At 74.1% G+C, this 17,813-nt stretch carries 16 protein-coding genes and 1 tRNA gene; 12 read left to right on the forward strand and 5 right to left on the reverse strand.

What is annotated here, in order from left to right; genetic code table 11:
* Positions 1 to 6 precede the first annotated feature (6 nt).
* From KKR89_RS04460 to KKR89_RS04470, 3 genes are all read left to right on the forward strand, one after another.
* Positions 7 to 1,560 carry a Re/Si-specific NAD(P)(+) transhydrogenase subunit alpha gene (locus tag KKR89_RS04460; protein WP_208198042.1) on the forward strand — a complete coding sequence of 518 codons (1,554 nt, stop codon included), beginning with the start codon at positions 7 to 9 and terminating at the stop codon, positions 1,558 to 1,560.
* 4 nt (positions 1,561 to 1,564) lie between these two features.
* Positions 1,565 to 2,956: a Re/Si-specific NAD(P)(+) transhydrogenase subunit beta gene (pntB, locus tag KKR89_RS04465; RefSeq protein WP_208198043.1), complete on the forward strand. Its 1,392-nt coding sequence runs from the start codon at positions 1,565 to 1,567 to the stop codon at positions 2,954 to 2,956.
* 128 nt (positions 2,957 to 3,084) lie between these two features.
* Entirely contained in the window at positions 3,085 to 5,175 is a 2,091-nt protein-coding gene (locus tag KKR89_RS04470) for an endo-1,4-beta-xylanase (protein ID WP_208198044.1), read from the forward strand.
* Positions 5,176 to 5,285: 110 nt separating this feature from the next.
* On the opposite strand, the gene KKR89_RS04475 is transcribed toward KKR89_RS04470, so the two are convergent.
* Positions 5,286 to 6,164: a putative protein N(5)-glutamine methyltransferase gene (locus tag KKR89_RS04475; RefSeq protein WP_307802244.1), complete on the reverse strand. Its 879-nt coding sequence runs from the start codon at positions 6,162 to 6,164 to the stop codon at positions 5,286 to 5,288.
* A 147-nt stretch (positions 6,165 to 6,311) separates the two neighbouring features.
* Between KKR89_RS04475 and eno the strand changes: the two genes are divergently transcribed.
* The 9 genes from eno to KKR89_RS04520 all read left to right on the forward strand — a co-directional run bounded on the left by eno (position 6,312) and on the right by KKR89_RS04520 (position 15,302).
* Entirely contained in the window at positions 6,312 to 7,592 is a 1,281-nt protein-coding gene (gene eno, locus KKR89_RS04480; RefSeq protein ID WP_208198045.1) for a phosphopyruvate hydratase, read from the forward strand.
* Between the two features lie 421 nt (positions 7,593 to 8,013).
* Complete coding sequence (locus KKR89_RS04485) at positions 8,014 to 8,487, forward strand: FtsB family cell division protein (RefSeq protein ID WP_208198046.1); 474 nt, start codon at positions 8,014 to 8,016, stop codon at positions 8,485 to 8,487.
* A 52-nt stretch (positions 8,488 to 8,539) separates the two neighbouring features.
* On the forward strand, positions 8,540 to 9,112 hold the full coding sequence (locus tag KKR89_RS04490) for a DUF501 domain-containing protein (protein ID WP_251141018.1): 573 nt from the start codon (positions 8,540 to 8,542) through the stop codon (positions 9,110 to 9,112).
* A gap of 63 nt (positions 9,113 to 9,175) precedes the next feature.
* A complete protein-coding gene (locus KKR89_RS04495; RefSeq protein ID WP_307802245.1) occupies positions 9,176 to 10,129 on the forward strand; it encodes a Ppx/GppA phosphatase family protein in 954 nt (317 codons plus the stop codon).
* A gap of 190 nt (positions 10,130 to 10,319) precedes the next feature.
* Positions 10,320 to 10,649, forward strand: a complete 330-nt coding sequence (locus KKR89_RS04500) for a PadR family transcriptional regulator (RefSeq protein ID WP_208198049.1) — start codon at positions 10,320 to 10,322, stop codon at positions 10,647 to 10,649.
* Complete coding sequence (locus KKR89_RS04505) at positions 10,646 to 11,854, forward strand: hypothetical protein (RefSeq protein ID WP_208198050.1); 1,209 nt, start codon at positions 10,646 to 10,648, stop codon at positions 11,852 to 11,854. The genes KKR89_RS04500 and KKR89_RS04505 overlap by 4 nt, the downstream gene beginning before the upstream one ends.
* A 164-nt stretch (positions 11,855 to 12,018) precedes the next feature.
* Positions 12,019 to 13,458, forward strand: a complete 1,440-nt coding sequence (locus tag KKR89_RS04510; protein ID WP_208198051.1) for a hemolysin family protein — start codon at positions 12,019 to 12,021, stop codon at positions 13,456 to 13,458.
* A gap of 94 nt (positions 13,459 to 13,552) precedes the next feature.
* Entirely contained in the window at positions 13,553 to 15,073 is a 1,521-nt protein-coding gene (locus tag KKR89_RS04515) for an NAD(P)/FAD-dependent oxidoreductase (RefSeq protein ID WP_208198052.1), read from the forward strand.
* 155 nt (positions 15,074 to 15,228) lie between these two features.
* A tRNA-Leu gene (locus KKR89_RS04520) sits at positions 15,229 to 15,302 on the forward strand.
* A gap of 19 nt (positions 15,303 to 15,321) precedes the next feature.
* Here KKR89_RS04520 and KKR89_RS04525 read toward each other — a convergent pair.
* From KKR89_RS04525 to KKR89_RS04540, 4 genes are all read right to left on the reverse strand, one after another.
* Entirely contained in the window at positions 15,322 to 15,735 is a 414-nt protein-coding gene (locus KKR89_RS04525; RefSeq protein ID WP_208198053.1) for a DUF3592 domain-containing protein, read from the reverse strand.
* Between the two features lie 37 nt (positions 15,736 to 15,772).
* On the reverse strand, positions 15,773 to 16,165 hold the full coding sequence (locus KKR89_RS04530) for a PLDc N-terminal domain-containing protein (protein WP_208198054.1): 393 nt from the start codon (positions 16,163 to 16,165) through the stop codon (positions 15,773 to 15,775).
* Between the two features lie 74 nt (positions 16,166 to 16,239).
* Positions 16,240 to 16,716 carry a YciI family protein gene (locus KKR89_RS04535; RefSeq protein ID WP_208198055.1) on the reverse strand — a complete coding sequence of 159 codons (477 nt, stop codon included), beginning with the start codon at positions 16,714 to 16,716 and terminating at the stop codon, positions 16,240 to 16,242.
* Positions 16,717 to 16,834: 118 nt separating this feature from the next.
* Complete coding sequence (locus KKR89_RS04540) at positions 16,835 to 17,719, reverse strand: siderophore-interacting protein (RefSeq protein WP_208198056.1); 885 nt, start codon at positions 17,717 to 17,719, stop codon at positions 16,835 to 16,837.
* Between the last annotated feature and the right edge of the window lie 94 nt (positions 17,720 to 17,813).

A 17,813-nucleotide genomic window follows, 5' to 3' on the forward strand; every position in this document is an offset into this window, starting at 1 on the left:
GCACGCATGAGGATCGGCGTCCCCCGCGAGCAGCGCCCGGGTGAACGGCTCGTCGCCGCGACGCCCCGGACCGTCGCCCGGCTCCGCGACCTGGGGTACGAGGTCCTCGTCGAGCGGGGGGCGGGGCTCGCCGCGACGTTCACCGACGACGCCTACGCGGCGGCCGGCGCCACGCCCGTCGAGCGCGCCGACGTGCTGGCGTGCGACGTCGTCACCGCCGTGCACCTGCCGCCCGACGTCGACGCGATGCGGCCCGGTGCGACGCTCGTCGCCACCATGGCGCCCTTCGCCGACCCGGACCTGGCGGCACGGCTGGCGGGCCACGGGATCACGGCGCTGGCTCTCGACGCCGTGCCGCGCATCTCGCGTGCGCAGGCCCTCGACGTCCTGTCGACGCTGTCCAACGTCGCGGGGTACCGCGCGGTCATCGAGGCCGCCGAGGAGTTCGGCGGGATGTTCACCGGTCAGGTGACCGCCGCCGGCAAGACCCCGCCCGCCAACGTCTTCGTCATCGGCGCGGGCGTCGCCGGCCTCGCGGCCCTCGGCACGGCCGGCAGCCTGGGCGCCCAGGTGCGCGCGTTCGACGTCCGCCCCGAGGTCGGCGAGCAGATCGAGTCCATGGGCGCCACCTTCGTGCAGGCCGAGGGCGCGAGCCAGGAGGTCTCGACCGACGGGTACGCGCGCGAGCTCACCGCCGAGCAGGAGCGGCTCACCGAGCGGATGTACGCCGAGCAGACCGCCTGGGCCGACGTCGTGGTCACGACCGCGCTGGTGCGCGGCCAGGCGCCGCGGACCATCACCAAGGAGATGGTCGCGGCGATGACGCCCGGGTCGGTGATCGTCGACCTCGCCGCGTCGGGCGGCGGCAACTGCGAGCTCACCGTGCCCGGGGAGCGCGTCGTGTCCGACAACGGCGTGGTCGTCCTGGGCTACACCGACCTGCCCAGCCGCATGCCGCAGCACACGTCGCAGCTGTTCGGCACCAACATCGTGCACCTGCTGGCGCTGCTCACGCCCGGCAAGGACGGCGAGCTCGTCCTCGACCTCGACGACCCGGTCCAGCGCGGCATGACCGTCACCACCGGCGGGGACGTCACGTGGCCGCCGCCGCCGGTCGCCGTGTCCGCCGCCGCGCCCGTCGTGACGCCGCCCGTCGAGACGCCCGAGGATCTGGCGGCGCGGAAGGCGGCCGCCGTCGCGTCGGCCGCGCGTCGCTCGCGCCGCAACGGCGTGCTCGCCGGGCTCGGTGCCGTCCTGGCGGTCCTCGCCCTGACGGTCGCACCGGCCTCGTTCCTCGGCCACGCGACGGTGTTCGCGCTCGCGGTCGTCGTCGGCTACTACGTCATCTCCAACGTCAGCCACTCGCTGCACACCCCGCTCATGGCGACCACCAACGCCATCAGCGGGATCATCCTGGTCGGCGCCCTGCTCCAGATCGGCAACGACAACTGGGTGGTCAGCACCCTGGCCTTCGTCGCAGCCACGGTCGCGGCCGTCAACATCTTCGGCGGGTTCCTCGTCGCGTTCCGCATGATCCACATGTTCCGGAAGGAGGCGTGACGGCGTGCTCACGTCACTGGCCCAGGCCGTCTACCTCGTCGCGGCGATCCTGTTCGTCCTGTCCCTCGCGGGGCTGAGCAAGCAGGAGACCGCGCGACGCGGCAACCTCTACGGCATGGCGGGCATGGCCCTGGCGCTGCTCGCCACGGTCGCGCTCGCGGCCGACCTCTCCGAGCGTCCCGTGGTGGTCACGCTGCTGCTCATCGCGATGGCGCTCGCCCTGGGTGCCGGCATCGGCATCTGGCGGGCGCGCAGCGTCGAGATGACGCAGATGCCGGAGATGATCGCGATCCTGCACTCGTTCGTCGGGCTCGCGGCCGTGCTCGTCGGCTTCAACTCGTTCCTCACCGAGGAGCCGGACGCCGTGCACCTGGTCGAGGTCTTCCTCGGCGTGCTCATCGGCGCGGTGACGCTGACGGGGTCGGTCGTGGCGTTCCTCAAGCTGTCGGCGCGGATCCGCAGCGCGCCGCTGATGCTCCCGGGCCGCAACTGGCTGAACCTGGCGGCCCTCCTCGCCTCGGCGGGCCTCCTGGCGTGGTTCCTCGACAGCCGCTCGCTGCTCCCGCTCGCGCTCATGACCGTCGTCGCGCTCGCGCTCGGCTGGCACCTCGTGGCGTCGATCGGCGGCGGCGACATGCCGGTCGTGGTGTCGATGCTCAACTCGTACTCGGGCTGGGCGGCGGCCGCCGCCGGGTTCATGCTGAGCAACGACCTGCTCATCATCGTCGGAGCTCTCGTCGGCTCGTCGGGCGCGATCCTGTCGTTCCTCATGTGCAAGGCCATGAACAGGTCGTTCGTGTCGGTGATCCTCGGCGGGTTCGGCGCCGAGGGCGGCAAGGTCGCGACCGGCGACCACGACTACGGCGAGCACCGTGAGATCAGCGCCGTCGAGGTGGCCGACCTGCTGCGCGACGCCAGCAGGGTCGTCATCGCGCCGGGCTACGGGATGGCCGTGGCGAAGGCGCAGTACCCGGTGGCGGACCTGGTCGCGCGGCTGCGCGGCCAGGGCGTCGACGTGCGGTTCGCGGTGCACCCGGTCGCCGGGCGTCTGCCCGGGCACATGAACGTGCTGCTCGCCGAGGCCAAGGTGCCCTACGACATCGTCTTCGAGATGGACGAGATCAACGACGAGTTCGCGGACACCGACGTCGTCCTGGTGATCGGCGCCAACGACACCGTCAACCCGTCCGCGCTCGACGACCCCTCCTCGCCGATCGCCGGGATGCCGGTGCTCGAGGTGTGGAAGGCCAAGCAGGTGATCGTCTTCAAGCGGTCGATGGCCACGGGGTACGCGGGCGTGCAGAACCCGCTGTTCTTCCGCGAGAACACCGCCATGCTCTTCGGCGACGCGAAGGACCAGGTCGAGCAGATCGTGGCGCCGCTGGCGGTGGGCTGACCGGGACGGCGCCCCGAGGGGTGGCAACGGCACTGAAACGCTTCGGGGTCTGATGCTGCGCGGCGCCCGCGCCTAGCCTCGCGACGGGTCGTGCTGTAACGATCCACCCCCAGCGCGAGGAGCACCGCATGCCGTCCGCCCGTCCCGTCCCTCCCGCCTCCCGGCCGGTCGTCGCGGCCCTCGCGGCCCTGCTCGCGGCCGCCCTGGTGGGCGTGGGGGCGCTCGTGGTCCCGCTCGTCGCCCCGGCCCGCGCGCTGTCCCCGGCCGTGGTGCTGGCGAGCGACTTCGAGTCCGGGCTCGGCGGCTGGCAGGCGCGCGGCGCCGCGACCGTGAGCACCACGTCGGTCGGCGCCCGCGGGTCCGGCAGCCTGCTCGTGGAGGACCGCGTCGACCCGTGGGACGGCGCGCTGTACCCCGTGACCGAGCTGTTCGAGCCCGGGACGACGTACACGATCGGTCTGTGGGTGCGGCTGCCCGACGGCGCCGGCAGCGCCGACCTGCGGGTCTCCGTGCAGCGCGACCTCGACGGCGAGCCGTCGTACGAGACGGTCACCACGGTCGAGGGCGTGACCAGCCAGTGGCGTCAGGTCACCGGGACCTACACTCCCGGACCGTTCGACACCGCCTCGCTGTACGTCGAGTCGGTCTCCTCGCCCGTCGACGTCATGATCGACGACGTCCTGGTCACCGGGGTGCGCTACACGCCCGACCTGTCGGTCACGCCCGTGTCCGACGCGGTGTCCGTGCCCTTCGGCATCGCGGTCGAGCCGCAGGACCTGCTGGGCGGTCGCGGGGACCTGCTCGCGCACCACGCCGAGCAGATCACCCCCGGCAACCAGATGAAGCCCGACGCGATCCAGCCCACCGAGGGCACGTTCACGTTCGCCGCGGCCGACAGCCTCGTCGACTGGGCGGTCGAGCACGACATGCGCGTCTACGGCCACACGCTGCTGTGGCACCAGCAGACGCCCGCGTGGTTCTTCCAGCGCGACGGGTCCGCGCTGACCACGTCGGCCGCCGACCAGGCGCTGCTGCGCGAGCGGCTGCGCACCCACATCGAGGCGATCGCCGACCACTACCGCGAGACGTACGGCGAGTACGGCACGCCCGGCAACCCGATCTTCGCGTTCGACGTCGTCAACGAGGTCATCGACGAGAACGAGCCCGACGGCCTGCGGCGCAGCGACTGGTACCGCGTCCTCGGTCCGTCGTACATCGCCGACGCCTTCCGGTACGCGCGTGACGCGTTCGGTCCCGAGGTGCAGCTGTTCATCAACGACTACAACTCCGAGTACCCGAACAAGCGCGCGCCCTACCTGCGCCTGGTCACCGAGCTGCTCGCGCAGGGCGTGCCGGTCGACGGCGTCGGGCACCAGCTGCACGTCGAGGTGGGCCGCTCGATCTCGATGATCGAGGACACGATCGAGGCCTTCGAGGCGCTCGACGTGCGGCAGGCCGTCACGGAGCTCGACGTCTCGGCGTACCGCGACTCCGGTGAGCAGTGGGACGCTCCGCCGGCGGCCCGCCTGCTCGAGCAGGGGTACTACTACCGCGACATGTTCGACATGCTCGAGCGCCACGCGGCGTCGTTCGAGTCGATCACGGTCTGGGGCCTCGAGGACTCGCGCACGTGGCTGCGCTCGGGCGCGGCGCCGCTGCTGTTCGACGGGCAGCTGCAGGTCAAGCCCGCGTACTGGGGGATCGTCGACCCGTCACGCATCGGGGCGACGCCGACGGCCACGCCGACCGTGACCCCGACGCCGACGGTGACCCCGACGCCGACGGTGACCCCGACGCCGACGGTGACCCCGACGCCGACGGTGACCCCGACGCCGACGGTGACCCCGACGCCGACGGTGACCCCCACGCCGATGACCCCCACGCCGACGCCCACCGCCGGCGCGGGCTGCCGTGTCGCGTACACGACGAACGACTGGAACACCGGCTTCACGGCGGGCGTGCGCGTCACCAACGCCGGGTCGTCGGCGCTCACCGGGTGGACCCTGACGTTCGCGTTCGCGGGCGGGCAGCGGGTCACCCAGGGCTGGTCGGCGACGTGGTCGCAGTCCGGCTCGACGGTCACGGCCACGAACGCCGCGTGGAACGGCACGCTCGCGGCGGGCGGCACGGTCGACATCGGCTTCAACGGCTCGCACACGGGCGCCAACCCCCGGCCGACGGCGTTCGCGCTCAACGGCACGCCCTGCACCGTGAGCTGACCTGACCGGAGCAGTCCCCTCCGGGCCCGGTCCGCTCACCCCCGTGGTGAGCGGTCCGGGCCCGGCCCCGTCCCGGGGTGACCGGTGGAGCCGGCCGGCTACCTGCGACGTCAGGCCGGGCGGCGGGCGACGACGACCGTGCCGTCGACGTCGTCGTCGTGCAGCACCTCGACCGACCACCCCGGCGGGCACGCCGCGCGCGTCAGCGGGGCCTGGCCCACGCTCGTCTCGACCAGCACGTGCCCGCCGGGGCGCACCCACCGCGGTGCGAGCGCGAGCAGCCGCCGGTGCACGTCGACACCGTCGGGTCCGCCGTCCAGCGCGACGTGCGGCTCGTGGTCGCGTGCCTCGGGGGGCATCACCGCGATCGCGTCGTGCGGCACGTAGGGCGCGTTCGCGACGAGCACGTCGACGTGCCCGCGCAGCGCGTCCGGCACCGGGTCGAGCAGGTCGCCGGTCCACGCGTGGCCGCGCCCGTCCAGGTTGCGCGTCGCCCACGCCGCCGCGACGGGGTCGAGGTCCGCGGCGTGGACGTCCGCCCCGGGCACGTCGTGCGCCACGAGCGCGGCGACGGGTGCGACACCGCAGCAGGCCTCGACGACGACGGGGGAGGGGCCGGCCGCGCGGGCGAGCCGCACCGCGGTGCGTGCGAGCAGCTCGGTGCGGCGTCGGGGGACGAACACGCCGGGACCGACGCCGAGCCGCAGCCCGGCGAACGCGACCCAGCCGAGGACGGTCTCCAGCGGCTCCCCGGACACCCGCCGGGTGACGAGGTCCTCCAGCACGTCGGGCCGCGCGGTCCGTCGTCGGTCGGCGTCCGAGGACCGCTCCCACGCGGCCGTGACCAGCAGCTCGGCTTCCTCCTCCGCGAAGACGCAGCCCGCCGCGCGCAGCCGGGCCACGAGCGCGGGCGGCGGCACCGGGTCGCCGCCGGCCGGTGCGCCCGGGGGCGTGCCGGTGGGCGGCGCGGGCGGCGTGTCGTGCGTCACGCCCCGATGTTCGCACGCGGGCGGTGCGCCGTGCCGGCATCGTCGCTGGTCAGCGCCGCGGCGTCCACCTGCCGAAGGTCCCGAGGTGCGTCCTGACCAGCGGCACTAGTCTGGGTGAGCAAACCCACCGTCTGTCGAAGGAGCACCATGGCCAGCATCGAGGCTGTCGGCGCCCGCGAGATCCTGGACTCGCGCGGCAACCCCACTGTCGAGGTCGAGGTCGCCCTCGACGACGGCACCATCGCGCGTGCCGCCGTCCCGTCGGGGGCGTCCACCGGCGCGTTCGAGGCCGTCGAGCGCCGTGACAGCGACGACCCCCGCTACGGCGGCAAGGGCGTCCAGGGTGCCGTCAACGCCGTGATCGACGACATCGCCCCGGAGCTCATCGGCTTCGAGGCCAGCGAGCAGCGTCTCGTCGACGCCGCGCTCATCGAGCTCGACGGCACACCCAACAAGGGCAAGCTCGGCGCCAACGCGATCCTCGGCGTCTCGCTCGCGGTCGCGAAGGCCGCGGCCGACTCGGCCGACCTGCCGCTGTTCCGCTACGTCGGCGGCCCCAACGCGCACGTCCTGCCCGTGCCGATGATGAACATCCTCAACGGTGGGTCGCACGCCGACTCCAACGTCGACGTCCAGGAGTTCATGGTCGCCCCGATCGGCGCCCCCACGTTCCGTGAGGCGCTGCGCACCGGCACCGAGGTGTACCACTCGCTGAAGTCCGTGCTGAAGAGCAAGGGCCTGTCGACGGGTCTGGGCGACGAGGGCGGCTTCGCCCCGAACCTCCCGAGCAACCGCGACGCGCTCGACCTCATCATCGTCGCGATCGAGAAGGCCGGCTTCGTGCCCGGCAAGGACGTCGCGCTCGCGCTCGACGTCGCGGCGACGGAGTTCTTCGCCGACGACAAGTACGGCTTCGAGGGCCAGAAGCTGCAGTCGGCCGCGATGATCGAGTACTACGAGGCGCTCGTCGCGGACTACCCGCTGGTCTCCATCGAGGACCCGCTGGCCGAGGACGACTGGGAGGCGTGGGTCGCGCTCATGTCGCGCATCGGCGACAAGGTCCAGATCGTCGGTGACGACCTGTTCGTCACCAACCCGGAGCGCCTGGCCAAGGGCATCAAGCTCAAGGCGGCGAACTCGCTGCTGGTCAAGCTCAACCAGATCGGCTCGCTCACCGAGACGCTCGACGCGGTCTCGCTGGCGCAGCGCAACGGCTTCACGACGATGACCTCGCACCGCTCCGGCGAGACCGAGGACACGACGATCGCCGACCTGTCCGTCGCGACCAACGCCGGCCAGATCAAGACGGGTGCGCCCGCCCGCGGCGAGCGCATCAACAAGTACAACCAGCTCCTGCGCATCGAGGAGGAGCTCGACGACGCCGGCATCTACGCCGGTGCGAGCGCCTTCCCGCGCTTCCAGGGCTGATCACCGCCTGAACGACGACGCCCGGTCCACCGTCACGGTGGGCCGGGCGTCGTCGTGGGGGGAGGCGCGACGCGACGCACGCAGCCACGTGCGGCCGATCGGGCGCGCGGCAGGCACAATCGAGGCCATGTCCTCGCCCCGTCGTCCTCCCGCGCCCGGCTCCGGCCGGCGTCCGGGGCGCGACGAGGCGCCGTCGGGGGCGGTCCCGCGCGCCGGCCGCGCAGCAGCGGGCAGGTCCACCGGGCCGTCGACGTCGCCGCGTGGCGTGCGCAGCGCCGCCCCCCGGTCAGGTGCCGTGCCCAAGGTCGGGCCCGCGCGTCCTGGCGCCGCTCGCGCGAGCGTCCGCCCCGGGTCGTCCCGCGGCGCCACGCCCCCGCGAGGCACGCCGCGCGCGGCCGCCACGAGGCTGCCCGTGCCGCGGATGTTCACCGTCCGGGCGATGGTGTTCTCGCTCGTCGTGCTGGTGGCGTTCGTGCTGGTCTACCCGACGCTCGGCTCCTACCTCGCGACGCGGACGGAGGTCGAGCAGCTGCGCGCGGCGCGCGACGCGGCCCGTGCGCAGAACGCGGACCTCGAGGCGGACCTGCAGCGGTGGGACGACGACGCCTACGTCGTCGCGCAGGCGCGCGAGAGGCTGTCGTTCGTCATGCCGGGGGAGACGGCGTTCCGCGTCGTCGACCCCGAGGTCGTGGTCGACACGGCGCCGGACGGCGCTCCCGTGGTGGAGCCGTCCGACGGTGCGACGCGCCCCTGGTACGCGACCGTGTGGGAGTCGGTGGAGATGGCCGGTGACCTCGACGTCGACGCCGAGGCGCCCGGCGACCCCGCGGACGGCTCGACGACGCCCGGCACGCCGCCGACGGCCCCGGGACCCGGCACGGAGCCCACCGGCTGACGTCCCGTGAGGGAGAATGGACGTCCCCGACCGGACGAACGAACGGACCGCCGTGCCCGCACGACCTGACCCCACCGAGCACCGCGACGTGCCCGGACCCTCGGCGCTGCCCGACGCCGCGACCTCGCCCGTCGTCCTGGACGTCGTCAGCGAGCGGGACGTCGAGGTGCTCACCGAGCAGCTCGGGCGGCCGCCGCGCGGGGTCGTCGGTGTCGCGGCGCGCTGCGTGTGCGGGCGCCCCCTGGTCGTGCGGACGGCACCGCGCCTCGACGACGGCACGCCGTTCCCGACGACGTACTACCTGACGTCGCCCCAGGCCGTCGCGGCCGTCAGCGCGGTCGAGGCGACGGGCGTGATGAAGGAGATGACGGCGCGGCTGGCCGAGGACGACGAGCTCGCGGCGGGCCACCGGCGCGCGCACGAGGCGTACCTCGCGGACCGCGAGGCGCTCGGGCACGTGCCCGAGATCGCGGGCATCTCGGCCGGGGGGATGCCGCACCGCGTGAAGTGCCTGCACGTGCTGGTCGCGCACGCGCTGGCCGCGGGGCCCGGCGTGAACCCGGTGGGGGACGAGGCGCTGGCGATGGTCGCCGACCGGTGGCGTCCCGACCGCTGCACCTGCTGACGGCCGCGGACCCAACGTGAGCCGCCGCTCGGCGGTGTCGGTCGGCGGTGGCACGATGTGCCGGTGACACGCGTGGCAGCCATCGACTGCGGGACCAACTCCATCCGTCTGCTCGTCGCGGACGTCGACCCGGTGGCGGGCACGCTCGTCGACCTGGAGCGCAGCAACGAGGTGGTGCGGCTCGGCCAGGGGGTCGACCGCACGGGGCTGCTGGCCCCCGAGGCGCTCGAGCGCACGCTCGCGGCGACGCGCCGGTACCACGAGGTGTGCGAGGGGCTCGGTGTCGAGGCGGTGCGGTTCGTGGCCACGTCGGCGACGCGCGACGCGCGCAACCGCGAGGAGTTCGTCGCGGGCGTGCGTGCAGCGCTGGGCGTGGAGCCCGAGGTCGTCGCGGGGGACGAGGAGGCGCGGCTGTCGTTCCGCGGGGCGACGGGCGTGCTCGCGAGCCGGTTCGACGGGCCGTTCCTCGTGGTCGACCTGGGCGGCGGCTCGACGGAGCTCGTCCTGGGCACCGACGCGCCCGAGGCGGCCGTCTCGATGGACGTCGGCTCGGTGCGGCTGACCGAGCGGCACCTGCACGACGACCCGCCCACGCCGGCGCAGGTCGCCGCGGCCGACGCCGACGTGCACGCGGCGCTGGACGCCGCCGCCGCCGTCGTGCCCCTGGGCCGGACCGTGACGCTCGTGGGCCTCGCGGGGTCGGTGACGACGCTCACCGCGCACGCTCTCGGCCTGGACCACTACGACCGCACGCGCATCGACGGTGCCGTGCTCGGCGTCGACGACGTGCTCGCGTCGTGCGAGGACATGCTGGCCCGCACGCGCGAGCAGCGCGCGGCGCTGCCCTACCTGCACCCGGGTCGCGTCGACGTCATCGGCGCGGGGGCCCTCGTGTGGCGCGACGTCGTGCGACGGGTGCGCGACGAGGTGGCGGCGGCGGGGGGCGGGCTGACCCACGTGGTCACCTCCGAGCACGACATCCTCGACGGCATCGCCTGGAGCATCGCCGAGCGCTGAGCTCGCGGGCCCGGTGCTGCCGGACCGGTGCAGCGCCACATCAACTGTGGCGTGTCGTAGACAGTAGTGCGGACTGCACAGTACTGTGCGACGTGCGGGCCCTGGAGGGGTGCCCGCGCCACGTACGCCCGCCGGTCCCGCTCACATCCGGGACCGGCGGTGCGACGGGCGAGGAGACCCGGGAGGTCGCATGGACACCACGCAGCTGCTCAAGGGGGTGCTGGACCTGGCTGTGCTGTCCGTCGTGGCGGACGAGGACGGCTACGGCTACGACGTCGTGCGACGCCTGCGCGCCGCCGGCATCGAGGAGGTCGGTGACGCGTCCGTGTACGGCACGCTCCGCCGGCTCTACTCGTCGGGGGCGCTGACGTCGTACGTCGTGCCCAGCGACGAGGGACCGCACCGCAAGTACTACGGCATCAACGCGCAGGGCCGGGCCATGCTCGACGGGCAGCGCAAGGACTGGTACGAGTTCGCAGGCACGATGCAGCGCCTGCTCGAGACGGAGGGTGGGGCATGAGCATCGTCGACGACGCGATCGCGCAGGACGTCCGGACGTACGCCGCGCAGGTGCGGGCCGCGCTCGCGGACCTCGGCCAGGAGAACGTGGACGACCTGACCGACGGCCTCGAGGTCAACCTGGCCGACGCGCTGGCCGACGACGGGCGGGCCCACGGCGGCTCGCTCGTCGACGAGTTCGGCACGCCGGAGGCGTACGCGGCCGAGCTGCGCTCGGCCGCGGGGCTGGCGGCGGCCGGGCGGAAGGAGCGCACCGAGAGCGTGTTCCGCGCGGCGCTGCTGGCACCGTGGCGCGAGGCCAACGACGTGGTCCGCACCGCGCTCGCGCGCCTGCGGGGGACCCGCTGGTTCCCCGGTGTCGAGGACCTGCTCGTCGCGCTGCGTCCCGCGTGGTGGGTCCTGCGTGGCTGGGCGCTCGCGCACCTGGTGCTCAACATGGTCGGCGCCGAGCCGTACCCCTTCTGGGTGCCGTCGAGCTCCGGAGGCTGGGTCCTGATGATCCTCGCGGTCGTCGCGAGCGCGCAGTGGGGACGCGGCGAGTGGCGCGCCGGGCCCCGCTGGGACCGCGTGCTGCAGGTGCTCAGCCGCGTGCTCGCCCTCGCGGCACTGATCCTCGTCCTGACGCTGCCCGGGGCGCACCGCAACGACGTGGCGATGGCCGAGGCCTGGGTCGACACGCCCGCCGAGGACGGTGTGTTCGTCGCGGGTGAGCCGGCCTCCAACCTGTTCGTCTACGACGCCGACGGCAACCCGGTGGAAGGTGCGCAGGTCTTCGACCAGCAGGGGCGTCCCGTGACCACCGAGCCCCACGGAGGGACTCCGTGGCTCCAGCAGGAGCACTGGCCCGACGGCGCCGACGAGCCGCTCCTGCACGTCGGGGTCCCCGGCCTGAACGGCGAGACCCGGTGGAACGTCTTCCCGCTGCACAGCCTCAGCCGGGGGGAGTTCCCGGACGGTGCGCCGCTCGACGTCACCGACGAGCGCGTGCGCAAGCAGGTGCTCGCCCCGTCCTGGCCGTTCGCGGCGGCCGCGGCCGTCCTGCCGTGGCAGAAGGCGACGGGCGGCCCGCAGCCCACGCCGACCCCGTCGGCCACGGCCCCGGTCGAGGAGGCACCGGCCCCGGTCGAGGAGGCACCGGCCCCGGCCGACGACGCGCCGGCCCCGGACGCGCCCGCCGACGCCGAACCGGCACCCACCACCCCCTGACGAGCGCCGAGCGCGGGGGACACCGCTCGAGCGCGGGGGTCGTTTTCCCCCGCGCTCGAGCCGTTCCTGCCGCGCTCGCGGGCCGGGGAGAGCGGCGGCGGGGGCCGCTGGACGGGGCCGGCGCCTAGGCTGGGAGCCACCGCTCGTCCACCCTGGAAGGACCCGTGACCGTCGACATCTGGGCCGACATCGGCCTCGTCCTGCTCTTCGTCCTCATCGGCGGCGTGTTCTCGGGTACCGAGCTCGCGCTGGTGTCGCTGCGCGAGTCGCAGCTCGGGCAGCTCGAGAAGCAGGGGCCGCGCGGGGTGCGCGTGGCCGCTGTCGCGCGCAACCCCAACCGCTTCCTCGCGGCCGTGCAGATCGGTGTCACCGTCGCCGGGTTCTTCTCCGCGGCCTTCGGAGCGTCGGCGCTCGCGTCGGCGCTCGCGCCCGTGTTCGTCTCGCTCGGCATGGCGCCGGGGCCGGCCGAGGGCGTCGCGCTCGTCGTGCTCACGCTGGTCATCGCCTACCTGTCGCTCGTCCTCGGCGAGCTCGTGCCCAAGCGCATCGCGATGCAGCAGGCGGCGCGCGTCTCGCTGTGGGTCGGGCCGCCGCTCGACCGGTTCGCCGCGCTCATGACCCCGGTGGTGTGGCTGCTGTCGCGGTCGACCAACGGCGTCGTGCGGCTGCTCGGGTTCGACCCCGCGGCGACCGGCGACCAGATGAGCGACGAGGAGCTGCGCGACCTGGTGCGCACGCACCCCGACCTGCCCGAGGACGAGCGGCGCCTCATCGACGACATCTTCGACGCGGGCGACCGCTCGCTCGTCGAGGTCATGCGCCCGCGCGCCGACGTGACCTTCCTCGCGGCGGCCGAGCCGATCGCGCAGGCCGCACAGCTCATCGGCACGCTGCCGTACTCGCGGTACCCGGTGACGGGGGAGGACTTCGACGACATCGTGGGGTTCGTGCACGTGCGCGACCTGCTCGCACCCGTCGCTCGTGCCGTGCGCGACGCGGACGCCGACCCCGACACCCACGGGCGCGAGGGCGTCGTCGAGGCGATCGTCCAGGTGTCGTCCACGACCGTCGGTGACGTGATGCGACCCGTCGTGCAGCTGCCCGGCACCAACGCCGTCCTGCCGACCCTGTCGACCATGCGGCGCACCGGTGCCCACATCGCCGTCGTCGTCGACGAGTACGGCGGCACCGACGGCATCGTCACGCTCGAGGACCTGCTGGAGGAGCTCGTCGGCGACATCGTCGACGAGTACGACCACGTGCCGGTCCGCGCAGCGGGTGACGACGACGTCGACGCGGGGCTCTCGCTCGAGGACTTCGCCGACCGCACGGGCGTCGTGCTGGCCGACGGGCCGTACGAGACCGTCGCCGGGTACGTCCTCGCGCGGCTGGGCCGGATGGCACGCCCCGGAGACGTCGTCGACGTCGAGCCGCCCGAGGCTGAGGACGGGCCGGCCGGCCCGCCGACCCGGCTGCGGGTACGCGTGGTCGACGGTCGTCGGATCACGGCGGTGCGCGTCGAGCAGCCCGTCGAGCAGCCCCTCGAGCCGGAGCCCGCCGACTCGCAGCGGTCCGGGCGGCCGGCCGACGTCGACCGCTCCTGAGCGCCGGACGCCACCCCGCCGAAGCACCCGGTGTGCGCGGTATCACCGCCTTCCGGCAGGGTTGCCGAGCCCGTCCGCGTCTACCGTAAGAGGTATGCCTCAGCTGTCCGCTCCCGTCGACGCCGACCGCCCCTCGGGCGTGCTCATGCCCGCGCCGGCCGGTAAGCCCCGCAAGGTGCCGCGCGTCGTCGTCCTCGGTGGCGGGACCGTCGGCCTGTACTCGGCCCGGCGCCTGCGCCGTCGCCTGGGCCGGCGGGACGCGGCGATCGTCGTCGTCGACCCGCGTCCCTACATGACGTACGCACCCTTCCTGCCCGAGGCCGCGGCCGGGTCCATCGACCCCCGCAACGTCGTCGCACCGCACCGCCGGGCCCTCAAGGGCGTCGACGTGCTGCAGGGGCACGTCACGCAGATCGAGCACGCGCAGCGCCGCGTGCAGATCACGCCCATCGAGGGCGAGCCGTACTGGGTGACGTACGACCACCTCGTCGTCGGCCTGGGCTCGGTCGCCCGCACGCTGCCGATCCCGGGGCTCGCCGAGGTCGGCATCGGCTTCAAGAACGTCGAGGAGGCCATCGCGCTGCGCAACCACGTGCTGGGCCGCATCGACGTCGCGGCGTCCACGTGGGACCCCGAGCTGCGCCGCAAGATGCTGACGTTCGTGTTCGTCGGCGGCGGGTTCGCGGGCGTCGAGGCGCTCGGTGAGGTCGAGGACATGGCCCGGTACGCGGTGCGCAAGTACGGGCAGATCGAGCCGGACGAGATGCGCTTCGTCCTCGTCGAGGGCAGCCGCCGCATCCTGCCCGAGGTGAGCGAGGAGCTCGGCGGGTACACCCTCGAGCAGCTGCGCAAGCGGCACATCGAGATCTACCTGTCCACGTTCCTCAGCTCGTGCGTCGACGGGCACATCGTGCTGTCGGACGGCACGGAGTTCGACGCCGAGACGGTCGTGTGGACCGCCGGCGTCAAGGCCAACCCGGTGCTGAAGGACTCGGACCTGCCGCTCGACAAGATCGGCCGCGTCATCTGCAACGAGTACCTGCAGATCACCGCGGCGGACGGCACCGTCGTCGCCGACGCGTGGGCCGCGGGTGACTGCGCCGCCGTGCCGGACCTGTACAACCCCGGCGCAACCTGCCCGCCGAACGCCCAGCACGCGCTGCGCGAGGGCAACCACATCGGTGACAACCTCGCGCTCGTCCTGCGCTCGGCGGACCCGACGCCGTACAAGCACCGCAACGTCGGCGCCGTCGCGTCCCTCGGCATGTACAAGGGCGTCGCGCAGATGTTCGGCCGCATCAAGGTGCGCGGGTTCCTCGCGTGGGTGCTGCACCGCACGTACCACGTGTTCGCGATGCCGACGTTCAACCGCAAGCTGCGCATCGCCGCCGGGTGGACCGGCTCGGTGCTGCTGCGCCGCGAGGTCGTCGCCCTCGGCTCACTGCACGACCCGCGCGCCGAGTTCCGCGCCGCGTCGGTGCCGCCCAAGCCCCAGGTCGAGCAGACGACGCAGGACACCGCCCCCACGGACGGCGCCACGGCCGCCCCGCCGCTCCCGCCGCAGAAGGCCGAGAAGGACTCCCCGGCCGCGAAGAGCGACGCCCACCAGGCCTGACCCGCACCGTCCGACGGCCCCGCCACCCCTCGGGGTCGCGGGGCCGTCGCACGCCGTGACTGGATCGCACTGTCACGGGCAGGTGGCGCGGGAGCGGCCCCACCCCGAGGCGTGAGAGGGCGATCCAGCGCACGCCCCTGGCAGGATGGCGGCGCGCCCCCGTAGCCCAACCGGCAGAGGCAACCGGCTTAAACCCGGTCCAGTCCGGGTTCGAACCCCGGCGGGGGCACCGACCGCTACCCGTCGTGTCAGCGGCGTACGCGCTCCCAGTCGATGCGCCGCGTCCACGTGAGGGCCGCGAGGACCAGGCACAGGGCGCTGATCGACCCACCGATCCAGGCGCCCGTCCCGTCGGGGCCCAGGCGGGCGTCGACGACGCGGTCCTCGGGGGCCAGGGGGTCGTACAGCACCGGCACCTGGTCACCGACCGACGGGGTCCAGCCCGCGGTGTCGACCTGGGCGACGACCTCGGGTCCGTCGTGCGGCGCGTAGCGGACCTCGACGTGCATCGTCTTGGAGAACCAGACGTCCACGACGACGCCCGTCGCGCCGAGGCCGCGGCTGCTGAGTGCCTCGGCGTCGGCATGCATCTGCCAGGCTGCCAGTGCGGCGACCGCCGCCACGACGAGCGCGATGAAGGTCGACGGCCCCCGCCTGTTCACCCAGGTCGCGGAGGACGAGCGGCGTCGGCGCGCCACGTCAGGCGTCGGGGCGGTCGCGCTCAGCCGCCTGCTCGCGGGCGCGGATCTGCGCCTCCCACTCGCGCAGCATCTGCTCGTGGAGCTCGTCGGACCGGCGCTCCTCGGCGCGGCGGCGCTCGGCGGCCGCGTCGTCGTCGCCGTACCGGCGCGGGCGCTCGTGCTCGGGGAAGCCGGCGGTCTCGGTCGCCGGCCACGCGACCTGTGCGCGCGGGGTCTGCGGACGTCCGGCGACGAGCCACGCGATGCCGCCGACCAGCGGCAGCACGACGATGAGGACGAGCCACCAGCCCTTCGACAGGTTGCGCACACGGTCGGGGTCGGACTGGATCGCGTCGATGAGGCAGAACACGAGCAGGGCGATCTCCGCGACCACCGGCAGGAAGCGCAGCACCCGACCCCCTTCGTCGTCACGGGCAGCAGCACGCTAGCGCTCCGGCGCGTCCGGTGTGACCGGTTCGGGGCATCTCACCCGTTCGGACGTCCCGCTGCACCGGCCTCGCCGTCACCGCGCGCGGTGTCCCGCAGCCACCGCGTCATCGCCTCGGCGTCCGACGGCCCGTCGTCGAGGACCCGCCGCACTTGCACGGGCTGGCCCAGGGGGACACCGCCGCGGCCCGGTGCGGCCGAGACGCGGGCCGCGATCTCGAGCGCGCGGTCCAGCGACGCGACGTCGACGACCTGGAACCCGGCCACCCACTCGGAGAACTCGGTGAACGGGCCCTCGGTGACGGTCGTGCCCGCGCGCCCGTCGGAGCGCACGACGCGGGCGACGTCGGGCCCGTCGAGCACCACGAGGCCCGTGAGCTCGCCGTTCGCGCGCAGCTCGTCGTTGAGGGCGCCGTAGTGGTCGAGGTGCGCCTGCACGTCCGCCGGGTCCCACTCCTGCATCGGTGCGGGGTCGGTGCCGGGCTGGAAGTCCACGATCAGCAGGTACTGCGGCATGGTGCTCTCCGTCCGTCACGGGCGCCCGGTTGGCGCCCTCACCTGCATGACGCGCGGACCGTGCCGGTCTCGACGTTCCCGAGCGACGAGTCGTGTCCTCGCGCCGTCCCCCCCCGGGTCAGTCGAGCCCGGCCGCAGCCTCCGCCTGCTCGATCTGCGCGTTCCAGGCGCGCTTGTCCGCGCGCCAGCCCTCGTCGTCGGCGCCGAGACGCCAGTAGCCGGAGATCGACAGGTCGCCGCGCGCGACGCGGTGGTCGACGCGCAGGTGGGCGCGCAGCTCCTTGACCGCACCCGCCTCGCCGTGGACGAAGGCGCCGACCCGGCCGACGGGCCACGGCCAGGCGCGGACGGCGTCGGGGAGCGTCGAGCCGACCGGTCGCTCGCCGTGGTGCAGCCAGTGCACCTCGACCCCCGCGGGGCCGGTGAGGTCCAGCTCGTCGTCCGGCCCGTGGACCTCGACGAACGCCGCACCGACCGCGTCCGCCGGCAGCCGCTCGAGCGCCACGGCCACGGCGGGCAACGCACTCGCGTCGCCGACCAGCAGGTGCGCGTCGACGTCGGTCCGGGGGTCCCACGCACCGCCCGGTCCGTGGACGAGCACACGGTCGCCCGGTTGCGCCGCCGCGGCCCACGGCCCGGCGAGGCCCTCGTCGCCGTGCACGACGACGTCCAGGGTCAGCTCGCGCGTGGCGTCGTCCCACGTGCGGACGGTGTAGGCGCGCTGCCGCACCTGCACCCCGGCGGGCAGGGTCGCCTGCAGGGCCGGGAGGTCCACGCGGCCGTCGGGGGCCGACGGGCAGTCGTCCAGGGCGCCGGCCGGCAGGAAGCCGAGCTTGACGTAGGAGTCGGCGCACGGCGGCGTCGCGAACGCGTCCAGGCCCGGGCCGCCGAGGACGACCCGGACGAGGTGCGGCGTGAGCCGCGCCGTCCGGACGACCTCCGCGAGGACGGGGGCGGGCCGCCGCGGTGCAGGGGGGAGGACGCTCGGCCCGGTGGTGCTCATAGGCCCGACCGTAGCCGCCGTGCCACCCGGGATGCGTCGGCGCCGGACCAGGTGTGACGTGGACCACGTGCGCGACCGGCAACTCCGCGCGCCG

This window comes from Cellulomonas dongxiuzhuiae (assembly GCF_018623035.1).
GTDB lineage: Bacteria > Actinomycetota > Actinomycetes > Actinomycetales > Cellulomonadaceae > Cellulomonas > Cellulomonas dongxiuzhuiae.

What these genes read in the sequence shown, in the direction of transcription:
- KKR89_RS04535 (WP_208198055.1), bottom strand. Translation starts at nt 16,716, where the DNA reads ATGCCGCAGTACCTGCTGATCGTGGACTTCCAGCCCGGCACCGACCCC.
- KKR89_RS04470 (WP_208198044.1), top strand. Translation starts at nt 3,085, where the DNA reads ATGCCGTCCGCCCGTCCCGTCCCTCCCGCCTCCCGGCCGGTCGTCGCG.
- KKR89_RS04505 (WP_208198050.1), top strand. Translation starts at nt 10,646, where the DNA reads ATGAGCATCGTCGACGACGCGATCGCGCAGGACGTCCGGACGTACGCC.
- KKR89_RS04540 (WP_208198056.1), bottom strand. Translation starts at nt 17,719, where the DNA reads ATGAGCACCACCGGGCCGAGCGTCCTCCCCCCTGCACCGCGGCGGCCC.
- KKR89_RS04515 (WP_208198052.1), top strand. Translation starts at nt 13,553, where the DNA reads ATGCCTCAGCTGTCCGCTCCCGTCGACGCCGACCGCCCCTCGGGCGTG.
- KKR89_RS04500 (WP_208198049.1), top strand. Translation starts at nt 10,320, where the DNA reads ATGGACACCACGCAGCTGCTCAAGGGGGTGCTGGACCTGGCTGTGCTG.
- KKR89_RS04460 (WP_208198042.1), top strand. Translation starts at nt 7, where the DNA reads ATGAGGATCGGCGTCCCCCGCGAGCAGCGCCCGGGTGAACGGCTCGTC.
- KKR89_RS04485 (WP_208198046.1), top strand. Translation starts at nt 8,014, where the DNA reads ATGTTCACCGTCCGGGCGATGGTGTTCTCGCTCGTCGTGCTGGTGGCG.
- eno (WP_208198045.1), top strand. Translation starts at nt 6,312, where the DNA reads ATGGCCAGCATCGAGGCTGTCGGCGCCCGCGAGATCCTGGACTCGCGC.